General features: G+C 54.5%; 7 protein-coding genes. 4 read left to right on the forward strand and 3 right to left on the reverse strand.

The genetic code is table 11. The annotated features are described in order from the left end of the window. Nucleotides 1-41: 41 nt before the first annotated feature. Together eno and ntcA are read right to left on the reverse strand one after the other, a co-directional pair. Nucleotides 42-1,325 (reverse strand): phosphopyruvate hydratase, encoded by a 1,284-nt coding sequence (gene eno, locus NW838_RS03590; RefSeq protein WP_414357009.1) that lies wholly within the window; start codon nt 1,323-1,325, stop codon nt 42-44. Nucleotides 1,326-1,563: 238 nt separating this feature from the next. Then, on the reverse strand, nt 1,564-2,238 hold the full coding sequence (gene ntcA / locus NW838_RS03595) for a global nitrogen regulator NtcA (RefSeq protein WP_011434093.1): 675 nt from the start codon (nt 2,236-2,238) through the stop codon (nt 1,564-1,566). Nucleotides 2,239-2,539: 301 nt separating this feature from the next. Here ntcA and NW838_RS03600 point away from each other — a divergent pair, with 301 nt between their 5' ends. After that, nucleotides 2,540-4,345, forward strand: coding sequence for a M61 family metallopeptidase (locus NW838_RS03600; RefSeq protein WP_414427509.1), 1,806 nt, complete (start codon nt 2,540-2,542; stop codon nt 4,343-4,345). A gap of 25 nt (nt 4,346-4,370) precedes the next feature. Further along, nucleotides 4,371-5,675, forward strand: a complete 1,305-nt coding sequence (locus NW838_RS03605) for a hypothetical protein (RefSeq protein WP_414357013.1) — start codon at nt 4,371-4,373, stop codon at nt 5,673-5,675. Between the two features lie 22 nt (nt 5,676-5,697). On the opposite strand, the gene NW838_RS03610 is transcribed toward NW838_RS03605, so the two are convergent. Beyond that, a complete protein-coding gene (locus tag NW838_RS03610; RefSeq protein WP_414427510.1) occupies nt 5,698-6,585 on the reverse strand; it encodes a hypothetical protein in 888 nt (295 codons plus the stop codon). 328 nt (nt 6,586-6,913) lie between these two features. Between NW838_RS03610 and psbV the strand changes: the two genes are divergently transcribed. Continuing rightward, on the forward strand, nt 6,914-7,456 hold the full coding sequence (gene psbV / locus NW838_RS03615) for a photosystem II cytochrome c-550 (protein WP_414350243.1): 543 nt from the start codon (nt 6,914-6,916) through the stop codon (nt 7,454-7,456). Nucleotides 7,457-7,482: 26 nt separating this feature from the next. After that, complete coding sequence (gene psbV2 / locus NW838_RS03620) at nt 7,483-7,986, forward strand: photosystem II cytochrome PsbV2 (RefSeq protein ID WP_414380910.1); 504 nt, start codon at nt 7,483-7,485, stop codon at nt 7,984-7,986. Nucleotides 7,987-8,320 lie beyond the last annotated feature (334 nt).

Below are 8,320 nucleotides of genomic sequence, written 5' to 3' on the forward strand. Positions count from 1 at the left end.
TCTCTATCTCGTCAGTGCTCTCTTTTGGCTCAAATGAAAGATCAACACAACCTAGGACCCAGGCCCACCCGACCGGCATAAACTGCCGCTTCCCCCAGCTCGTCTTCGATGCGCAGCAGTTGGTTGTACTTGGCAATGCGCTCGCTGCGGCAGAGGGATCCGGTTTTGATCTGCCCGGCACGGGTGGCCACCGCCAAGTCGGCAATGGTGGTGTCTTCCGTCTCGCCAGAGCGGTGGCTGATGATGGTGCGAAAGCCGGCTTGAACTGCCAATTGGATGGCCGAGACGGTCTCCGTCAGGGTGCCGATTTGGTTGGGCTTGATCAAAATGGCGTTGGCGGCGGCGCTGTCGATACCCTTTTGCAGGCGGGTCAGGTTGGTTACAAACAGGTCATCTCCCACCAGCTGTACCCGGGATCCCAGTTGAGCGGTCATGGCTTGCCAACCGGCCCAGTCTTCTTCCGCTAGCCCATCTTCAATGGAAAGGATGGGATAGTTGGCCAGCAGTTGCTGGTAGTAAGCCACCATATCAGCCGTGCTGTGGGCTTTGCCCTCAAAGTGATATTGCCCATCCTGCAGCAGCTCGTTGGCGGCCACATCCAAGGCCAAGGCGATATCTGCTCCCGGTTTGTAGCCTGCCTGTTCAATAGCCGTCATCAGCAGATCCAAAGCCGCCGCATTGGAGTCGAGATCAGGAGCAAACCCCCCTTCATCCCCCACACCGGTGGACAGCCCCTTCTGCTGCAGCACTTGTTTTAGTACCGCAAACACCTCAGCCCCGTAGCGCAGCGCCTCGCGAAAGCTGGCCGCTCCAATGGGCACAAGCATAAATTCTTGAATATCGACGTTGTTGTCGGCGTGGGCGCCGCCGTTGAGCACGTTCATCAGCGGCACCGGCAGCAGGTTGGCAAAGGGCCCCCCCAGGTATTTGTAAAGAGGCAAGCCCACTGCTTCCGCAGCCGCTTTGGCTGTCGCCAGAGAAACTGCCAAAATAGCGTTGGCCCCCAGGCGGGACTTGTTGGGGGTGCCGTCCAGGTCGATCAGCAACTGGTCAATACGGGCTTGGTTGAGGGCATCTTCTCCCTGCAGCTCCGACTGGATGGGGCCAAGGATGTTTTCCACCGCCCTCAGCACGCCCTTACCGCCGTAGCGTTTGGGATCCCCGTCCCGCAGCTCGTGGGCCTCGAAGGTGCCGGTCGAAGCACCGCTGGGAACCTGCGCCAAGCCCGTTGCCCCATTGGCTAGACCCACCAGGGCCTCTAAGGTGGGACGCCCTCGCGAGTCGAGGATCTCATGGGCGGTAATCCACTCGATGGCTGTTTCCACAGTTACACCTCAGCAATTGGCTAGATAGCTCTGGCCAAAGCCAGATCCCCCCATAGACTAGTAGGTTTTTGCCCGCGATCCGGTCAGCTTCCAGAAAACTTTAAGTCTGTCCTTCGGGCACAGAGATTCTTCAAGGCTGCAGCAGTAGATTGAACATAGGCCGGCCAGAGCTTCAACCAACCATCGAGCGGGGTTTGCCTAGGCAGGGTGCTGCTCAGGAGGTGTTCTCCTCTTCCTTCTAGGCAAAGCGATGGCTCAGCCGCATCGGGTCGTGTACGGTGATCTTCTTCTTGTGAATGGAGATGTACTTCTTCTTGCGCAGCTCTCCCAACAGGCGGGTGATGGTGACGCGGGTTGAGCCAATGGCCTCGGCAATGGCCTGGTGAGACAGCTTGAGATCGATGGTGACCCCATCTGGGCCAGGCACTCCGAAATCGCGACAGAGGATCAACAAAAAGCTGACCAGACGGGATCCCATGTCGCGATGAGCCAGTGTCTCGATCATCATCTCCGTTTGCAAAATGCGGGACGACAGGCTTTTAACCAGCAACATGGCCAGTTCGGCGTTCTCCTGCAAGGATTTTTCCACCTGCTCGATCGGCAGAGAGAGCAACTCAGTAGGCGTAAAAGCCACCGAGTGATAAAAGCGATCAGAGCGCTGTCCTGTGATAAAGGAGAGCACGCCGAAGATGCTGTTTTCGCGTAGGAGGGCGACGGTGATTTCCTCCCCCATTTCGTAGACCCGCGAGAGCTTAACGGCTCCCTTCACCAAAAAGTAAACCCGCTCCGCCGGATCCCCTGGAAAAAAAATGGTCTTCCCGCGCTCAAACGTTTCGATAACCGGAGGATGGTGAGGGCCTCCCAATTGCTTGAAGGCTGTGATCAGAGATTTTTCCGCTACGGCCACCGCCATACTCATCAACCTTTTAAGGTCAGTTTATACCTAAGATCAACCTATTAAGATCAATCTAGAAGCATTAGGCTAGGTTGCAACCCCTTGACTTCAGAATCGATGATGATACCAAGATTTACCCTAAAGTAGAAGGTTCTGCCCAGGCATCTTTGTAGCACGTGCTACATTTTTGAGTCTCGTTTTTGCCCCAGAAAGGGATCCCCAACCGAAAGCAGGGGTTAGGATAAGAGCCATTGTCGCTGGGGGTTGCATCGGCCCTTGGCGGTAGAGAGTGGAGTGGGTTGGAACATTCTATCTATCTATGGGGAGCCCGGAGGCTGTTGTTGCTGAACCTTCTCGGCTGAGCCGCCAGCATTTCACGGTGCGGATGCCGGATCCGGCCAATCACCTCCTGGAGGTGGAGCTGCAGATCCAAGAGGTGGATCCAGAGGTGCCTTTGCGGCTGCGACTGCCGGTGTGGACGCCGGGATCCTACTTGGTGCGGGAGTATGCCCGTCATGTGCAGGAGTTTCAGGCGGCAACTGAGCAAGGGATCCCTTTGGCCTGGCGGAAGGTGGATAAGAATACCTGGCAAATCGATCCGCCGGGTTCTTCTGCTGTGAAGGTGTGCTATCGGGTCTATGCCTATGAGCTGACGGTGCGCACGAACCATCTGGATTTGACCCACGCCTATTTCAACGGGGCAGCGCTCTTCCTCTACGTGCCCGGTCGCGAGCGGGAACCCTACACTTTGACGGTGATCCCCCCCAAGCCGGATTGGCACATCGCCACCAGTTTGCGGCCTTTGATCTCCTCTTCTGGGGATCCCGCTTCCGGCCAGTCTTTTGTGGCAGAGGACTATGACGAGCTGGTGGATAGCCCGGTGGAGGTGGGTCCACATCGAGTGCAATCGTTTGAGGTGGAAGGGATCCCGCATTACCTTGTGGTTTGGGGGTCGGGCACTCTGGATGTGGAGCGGGCTGTCGCTGATGCTAAGGCGATTGTCAAAACCACAGCCGCGTTTTTCGGTGGGCTACCCTACGACCGCTACTGGTTCATTGTGCATTTGTCGCCGGGAGGATTTGGTGGCCTTGAGCACAAGTACAGCACCACCCTTCTTTACTCTGGGCTGGAGCTGCATCAGCCGGAGTCCTATCGGCGCTTTTTGTCTTTGCTGGCCCACGAGTTGTTTCATGCCTGGAATGTCAAGCGTCTGCGTCCGCTGGCATTGGAAAAGATCGACTACAACCAAGAAAACTATCTGGAATGCCTGTGGTTTTGTGAGGGAGCGACCAGCTACTACGAAAATGTCATCTTGTTGAGGGCAGGGATCCTCAGTGCCGGCGATTTCTTGAAGATTCTTTCCGAACAGATTGGCCGCTTGCAGCGTACTCCGGGCCGGGCCGTGCAATCGCTGCGGGAGTCCAGCTTCGATACCTGGATCAAACTCTACCGCCCCCACGAAAACACCCTCAACAGCCAGGTTTCTTATTACTTAAAGGGGGCTTTGGTCTGTTGGCTGCTGGATCTGCACATTCGCCACCTTTCCGGCGGTCAGGGATCCCTGGATACGGCTTTGCAGGATCTGTGGCAGCGCTTTGGTCGGTCAGAGAAGGGCTACAGCGACCAAGACTTGCGGGAGGCGTTTGAGCGGGCAGCCGGTGCCGATCTTGGCCGGTTTTTCTCCGCCTATGTGGAAGGCACGGAAGAGCTAGACTACAACACTTACCTACACCCCTTTGGCCTCACCCTTAAAGCCCACTTCAGCCGCCCCAACCCCATCCCATACCTGGGCCTCAATTTCAACGGCGAGGGCAATCGCATCAGCGCAGTAGAGATGGGATCCCCGGCGCAAAAAGCAGGCATCTGGGCCGGCGATGAGCTGGTGGCCCTGGATGGGTTCAAGGTGAGCGCCGCCAACCTGACAGAACGCTTGACAGCCTATCAGCCCCACCAGATCATCTGTTTAAGCGTCTTTCAAGCGGACCAGTTGAAACACTTTTGGATCCCGTTGGATCCCCCTCGGCCTGATGTCTATAGGTTGGAGGTATTGCCTGAGCTGACTCCTGCTCAAGAGGCTCTTCAGCAAGGCTGGCTGGGATCCCTTGTTGTCTTGAAAGAAAAGTAACGGTAATGAAGGGCAGGAGCATCTGATGGACTTAGTTTTGGTTTTATTGATTGGGGTAGCTATTGGTTTCTCGGCAGGTATTTACGTTGCTCGCCAGTATGGGGCAAATCCTAAACTGGAGATCTGGAAACGAGAGATTATCAGAGAGATATCTTCACAGCTAAGCCAACACAGCCAAGAACTCAACGACGCGAACAAAGCGCTAATCAAATTGAGCGAAAGATTGGCAGACAAAATCTCTCAAAAGTTACAGGCTGCCCAAGATAATCTTGAAGAGTTTAAATTTCGCCTTGCCGATAACTGTCAAAGCTTGCTACAAGATTGGAGTAGAGACCTTCTACAGGCTATATCTGTAAAGTTAGCTGAACATGATGAGCAGCTAAACAATCAGCAAGTCATCCTGGAAAACTTAGTGAAAGAAACCGAATATACTTATCAGCAACTACAGGTTGCTCTTCAAAATTCTCACGGATTAGAGATATTTCAAACTACAGATCAGGACTCCCAGAATGATCAGGCTATTCAGGTTATTGATAAAGCACCAGATCCTGAGCCAATAGACGACGTGCCAAGAGATAAAGATGGGACAGCTACTGTTGATATATCAAAGATAGAGTCGTTCTTAAACTCAAAAAACATAAAGATAAAAAGCATAGCTGTGGGAGAGAAAGAGGGAAAGCTAGATCAAATAGCTACCTTTATGGGCAGCCGATACTCTTCGATTAAAAGATTTTATGGAACGATTAAATCAAATATGAATAGCGGGAGTTCCTTCTCCCTAAACCTTAGAGACGAACCTCCACAAGTAATCAGTTCAACTTGCCAAGTTGCTAAGGAGTTACACGGCATCGCATTTTTGGAAGAGTACAGATACTTTAAGGCGCCCAGATGCCTTTTGGTAGCGAGACCCAGTAGGTCGCCTCAGGCGCTGAATTTTCTGGCAGGGAACTGGCTGGAAAGATATGTCAGGGACAAGCTGATTCGCCTTACTGCAGCTCACACGGGAGAGATCAGTTTCTCTTACATCGCGAATGCCCAAGTTACTTTGTCGAACGGGGCTGATTTTGAGATGGATCTTTTCTTCCATATCAATGATAAATTCTACTGGGTGGAATCGAAGACAGGTGAGTACCAAGATAAAATACAGAAATACTCCAGGATCGCTGATGAACTCGGTCTTCAGAGAAGCCAAGCTTTCATGGTTTTAACTGATGTTAGCCAGGATATAAGAAGTAGTCTTTCTTCCCTCTATCATCTGTCAGTGATCGGTGTTGACGAGGTTGAGGCTACCTTTGATGGGATCCTGAAGAGCCATCTCCATAAAGTCTGAAAAAGTCCCAGAGAGCATCAGCTCAGGCCACAATCTTGACGGCTTGTTCCATACACCACCAGGGATCCTCGGCAAAAGCCGGCATGGGAGTGCTGCCTGCCTTGCCCAGAACGGCCAGCCTTACCTCTCGATCTAGACGGGATCCGGCCCCGTAGGGATCCTCGGAGGGGGGCTCCAGCCGTTGCCCCAGGGGAGGCATCACCATAATGCCCGGCTGCATGCTGGTGCCGCTGACCCAGATTTTGAAGTGATCCACCGCTACGTTCGTTCCTTCTGGCAGTTGCATCTGCAGCAAGTAGCGGGGGCCAGAGCCGATCAGCAGGCTCTCATTGGGGCGCAAGCGGGCAGGCAGATCTGGTTGATAGGGGTAAACCAAGTCCACGCTGTACCGCCGCTCGTCAAAGACGGTGACATAAACATGCACTGGAGTGGGGGCTCTGTTTCTCAAGGCAATGGCCAGGTTGCGGCCTGCTTGGATTTGCACTTTCCCTTGGGGATCCCGCGGCAGGGGGCTCACTTCGGCAGGGGCAGAGCTGCTGGCCGGGGTTTCCAGTTGGAGAAATTCCACTTCCAAGATGCTGCTCAGCGCATCGCTGGGAGGTTGCAGATTCAAGAGGTTGCCGAAAGCGGCCACGTGCTCCAACAGCCGCACCAGCTTGCGAGGCAGGGCCTGTAGCTTTTTCACCGGGATCCGGAAGGCCGCCAGAGCCACCTCTTCCCCCCGACGGTAAAAGTGATAAATGGCATCGGGCAACAGCTCTACCCGCAAGTCTGCTGCTTCCGGATCTGTGTAGGCCAGAAGCGGTGAGGCCGGCAAAGCCGCCAGCAAATTGGCAACAGGCATTTGGATCTGACTGGGATCCGCACAGGTGAAAGCCACCCGCAACGGCTGGAATCGGACAGAGGACATGGGGGCAATCCTGCAAAAACCTGGAACGGAGTCTGCCGTATTCTCCTGCTGTGAGGTTGCCGGGCAAGCAAGCCAAGCTCTATATTACCTGCTCAGTTCTCCCCACCTCGACCGGGCTGTGGCCAAGTCAGCTCCCGGCCAACAGACCCCCAACAGGCCACAGCTCCGTAATCAAACTTAACACCAAAGGCAAATGGAACCGATTGGGAAACCATCTCGGATCCCATCTGCAAATGATCTCTTGATGGTCTATTCTTGATCCTGTTGTCGGGTTTGCGGCTGGAGTGGAGCCCACCTCTCCTCTTTCTAGACTGATCTACGGAGAACCATGTTTAGCAAAGCTTTTTCTGTTCAGAAGGTGTTTGTGCCAGCGCGTCGTCGGTTGCTTGTCCTGCTGTTGGCTGTGTTGATGGCTGGGTTTGGCTGGGGTCTGGCTCCAGTGTTTGCAGCTAAGGATATTCCTGCGGTGGCTCTGTCGCCAACCGAGTCCATTACCTTTACCGAGGCCCAGTTGGCCAAAGGGAAGAAGTTATTCAACACCGCGTGCGCCCAGTGCCATGTGGGCGGTCAGACCTATCCCAACCCAGACGTAAGCTTGAAGCTTTCGGATCTGGAGGGGGCAACTCCCCCACGGGATAATGTGCTGGCAATCGTGGACTACATCAAGAATCCGGTCACCTATGACGGGGTGGAGTCTCTGTTGGAGTATCACCCCAACACCCAGCTCACCAGTGAGTATCCCCGTCTGCGCAACCTCACCGACGAGGATCTGAAGCTGATTGCGGGCTACATTCTGGTGCAGGCCAAGACCGTTCCCGGCTGGGGTGGTACCAAGAACGAAAGCCACAGCGACCTATCAGCCTATCTCTAATGCCGCATCTGGATCAGAAGTTGCCTATGAGATGGCGGATCCCGTCTCGCCTCTGGGCCTGGGTCGGGATCCTAGCTTTGTTGTGGCTGGGGCTGGCCAGTCCGGTGGCTGCCCGCATTGATCCTTACGTGAACCAGTATTTGCGGGTGAGTGGCCCTGTGGAATTGCCTCTAGATGCCGCAGGGCATACCCTCACCTTTACCCCAGAGCAGCTCACGGACGGCAAAAATCGTTTTCAGTCCGCCTGTTTGAATTGTCATGTGGGCGGTGCCACTTTGCCGGCTCCCAACATTTCCCTCTCTTTGAAGGACTTGCGCGGTGCCACTCCACCCCGAGATACCCTTCAAGCCTTGATGGAGTACCAGCGGGATCCCCGCAGCTACGATGGCTCGGATTCCAGCTATGGATGCCGACCTGTACCCCCTTCCTGGATGGACGACGAAGCCCTGAGAAATCTGGCTGCCTTTATTCTCAGAGCGGCTCAGGTTGCCCCTGGCTGGGGATCCAACGATTTGATCGATGCCGGTTAGGGTGTAGCACAAAAGCCACCGTGCTAGGCCCGCCAAGGCGAGCTGCATAGCGGTACGGCAGGGCTTTAGACCCAATTCTTTGGTAAGGGCACCTTCTTTTCGCTTTTCAATGCGCTTCTGGCCGCGCGAACCCATCTTTGCCCAAGAGAAGCAGAGGAGAACTGAGCAGATCAGGGGTGAGCGAATAGCCAACCAATCCTCAAAAAGGAAGGCAATTGTATACTCGTTTCAGCTTGGGGTGAGATGCCTGGGCTACTGAGAAAAACCTTTTGGATCCCTTGCATTATTGCTCCGCAACGCTATTGCTCCGCAACGCTGACGCGAAGACGCGACC

Source organism: Synechococcus sp. R55.2 (genome assembly GCF_047462075.1).
In the GTDB taxonomy this organism is placed as follows: Bacteria; Cyanobacteriota; Cyanobacteriia; order Thermostichales; family Thermostichaceae; genus Thermostichus.